The organism is Bradyrhizobium sp. SHOUNA76, from assembly GCF_023006445.1.
In the GTDB taxonomy this organism is placed as follows: Bacteria; Pseudomonadota; Alphaproteobacteria; order Rhizobiales; family Xanthobacteraceae; genus Bradyrhizobium.
Genome location: NZ_JALBHA010000661.1, coordinates 1 through 2,846 on the forward strand (window position 1 = coordinate 1; position 2,846 = coordinate 2,846).

The window sequence follows — 2,846 nt, forward strand, 5'->3', positions numbered from 1 at the left end:
GACCTTCGCGAGCTTCGTCGTCGGCCGCTCCAACACGCTGGCGCTTGCCGCCGCGCGCCAGGTTGCCGAGGGGCGTCGCGGCGACCCCGTGATGTTCAACCCGCTCTACATCCATGCCGGCGTCGGGCTCGGCAAGACGCATTTGCTCCAGGCGGTGACCTGGGCCGGCAATTCCGGCAACGAGCGCAAGGTGCTGTATCTCACGGCGGAAAAATTCATGTACGGCTTCGTCGCCGCGCTGAAGACGCAGACCGCGCTGGCCTTCAAGGAAGCGCTGCGCGGCATCGACGTGCTGGTCATCGACGATCTCCAGTTCCTGCAGGGCAAGTCGACCCAGGCCGAGTTCTGTCACACGCTGAACGCGCTGATCGATGCCGGCCGTCAGGTCGTGGTCGCGGCCGACCGACCGCCGTCCGATCTCGAAAGCCTCGATGACCGCGTGCGCTCGCGGCTTGCCGGCGGCCTCGTGGTCGAGATGGGCTCGCTCGGCGAGGAGCTGCGCCACGGCATTCTCAAGTCGCGCGTCGCCGCCGCCCGCGCCCATCATGCGACGTTCGAGGTGCCCGAGGAGGTGCTGCACTATCTTGCGCGCACCATCACCCATAACGGCCGCGACCTCGAAGGCGCGATCAACCGCCTGCTCGCGCACTCGAAACTCAACAACCGGCCGGTGACGCTGGAAATGGCCGAGCACGAGGTGCGCGACCTGATCCGGCCGCAGGAGCCGAAGCGGATCAAGATCGAGGACATCCAGCGCGTGGTGGCGCGGCAGTATAATGTCAGCCGCTCCGACCTCCTCTCCTCGCGCCGGACCGCCAACGTGGTCCGCCCGCGCCAGGTGGCGATGTATCTCGCCAAGACGCTGACCCTGCGCTCGCTCCCGGAGATCGGCCGCCGCTTCGGCGGGCGCGACCACACCACGGTGCTGCACGCCGTGCGCAAGATCGAGGCCCTGGTCTCCAAGGACAACGCGCTGTCGGAGGAAGTGGAGTCGCTGAAGCGCCAGCTTCAGGAATAAACGCCTAAGGCGCTCCTGCCGTTCTCACGCCGCCCCGGCCATGCCCGGGGCGGCGGTTTTCGTCTGGGAGGGAAATCGTGGGAATCGCGCGGAACTGCCCCCCCAATCCCTTGAATCCGGGGGCCATTCGAGCCACCTTGCGCGACCCTGACGGCTTTGGTCATATCGGCTGGATGATCCGGCTTTCCGGGGTCTTCGGTGCCGTGGTGCGCGTCCCGCCGCCCGGCCTTCTCAACGTTGTGTTTCCTTGGGGATCGGGCGAGTAGTGCAATGAAGGTTACGGTCGAACGCGCGCAACTCCTGAAGTCGCTGGGTCATGTCCACCGCGTGGTCGAGCGCCGCAACACGATTCCGATCCTCGGCAACGTGCTGGTCCGCGCCGAGAACGCCAAATTGTCGCTGAAGGCGACCGACCTCGACCTCGAGGTGACGGAGACGCTGCCGGCGGAAACCGCGACCGCGGGCTCCACCACCGTGCCGGCGCACATGTTCTACGACATCGTCCGCAAGCTGCCGGATGGTTCGCAGATCGTGCTGGAGGCCGACGGCGACCGCGCCGTGCTGGCGATCCGCGCCGGCCGCTCCCGCTTCACGCTGCAGACCCTGCCGGAGAATGATTTCCCGGATCTGGCCGCCGGCGACATGTCGCATTCCTTCTCGCTCGCGGCCAAGGACGTCAAGCGACTGATCGACCGCACCCAGTTCGCGATCTCCACCGAGGAGACGCGCTATTACCTCAACGGCATCTATCTGCACGCCGCCGGCACGCCTAAGGCCGCCACTCTGCGCGGCGTCGCCACCGACGGTCATCGCCTCGCCCAGCTCGATCTGGTGCAGCCCAAGGGCGCCGAGGGCATGCCCGGCGTCATCGTGCCGCGCAAGACCGTCGGCGAGGTGCAGCGCCTGATCGAGGACACCGACGCCGAGATGACGATCGAGCTGTCGCAGGCCAAAATCCGCTTTACGATCGGTAACGTCGTGCTGACCTCGAAACTGATCGACGGCACCTTCCCCGACTACGGCCGCGTCATCCCGCAGGGCAACGACAAGGAGCTCGTCGTCGACAAGAAGGATTTCGAGAACGCGGTCGACCGCGTCTCGACGATTTCGAGCGAGCGTGGCCGCGCGGTCAAGCTGTCGCTGGCACCGGGCAAGCTGGTGCTGTCGGTGACCAATCCGGATTCCGGCAGCGCGACCGAAGAGCTCGAGGTCGAATACGCCTCCGACGCCCTCGATATCGGCTTCAACTCCCGCTATCTGCTCGACATCGCCGCCCAGATCGAAGGCGACGTCGCAACCCTCAGGCTCGCCGACCCCGGCTCGCCGACCCTGGTGCAAGACCGCGACGACAAGAGCGCGCTGTACGTGCTGATGCCGATGCGGGTGTGAGGGGCGCTCTCGCGACCATCCATCGGAGCCGTAGGGTGGGCAAAGCTTGCGCCGTAGCTCGAAGAGCGAAGGCGAAAGCGTGCCCACCATGCAGCGGCCCGGATCGCGGCGAGACGTGGGCACGGCGCGCGCAGAGCGCGCCTTTGCCCACTCTACGGCATGCTCCCGCGAAGGAGAGCGCGTGCCCATGACGAATAGCATATGACCCCCTCCCGCATTCATCGCCTGACGCTGACGCATTTTCGCAATTATCGGGCGGCGGGGCTCGAGACGGCGGCTGACATGGTGGCGCTGGTCGGGCCGAATGGGGCGGGCAAGACCAATTGCATCGAGGCGATCTCGTTTCTGTCGCCGGGGCGCGGCCTGCGGCGCGCGACGCTGGAGGATGTCGCCGACAATCAGGGCGACGGCTCCTGGGCGGTGTCGGCGCAGGTCGAGG

General features: G+C 66.8%; 3 protein-coding genes. All 3 read left to right on the forward strand.

What is annotated here, in order from left to right; genetic code table 11:
* Nucleotides 1–1,018 (forward strand): chromosomal replication initiator protein DnaA (gene dnaA, locus MOV74_RS35230; RefSeq protein WP_246931715.1); only part of this gene is annotated, 1,018 nt, incomplete at its 5' end.
* A gap of 270 nt (nt 1,019–1,288) precedes the next feature.
* On the forward strand, nt 1,289–2,407 hold the full coding sequence (dnaN, locus tag MOV74_RS35235; protein WP_246931717.1) for a DNA polymerase III subunit beta: 1,119 nt from the start codon (nt 1,289–1,291) through the stop codon (nt 2,405–2,407).
* Nucleotides 2,408–2,608: 201 nt separating this feature from the next.
* A partial coding sequence (locus tag MOV74_RS35240) for an AAA family ATPase (RefSeq protein ID WP_246931719.1) occupies nt 2,609–2,846 on the forward strand: 238 nt, incomplete at its 3' end.

Excerpts from the sequence above, each read along its gene's own strand:
- dnaN (WP_246931717.1), top strand. The coding sequence starts at position 1,289 with ATGAAGGTTACGGTCGAACGCGCGCAACTCCTGAAGTCGCTGGGTCAT.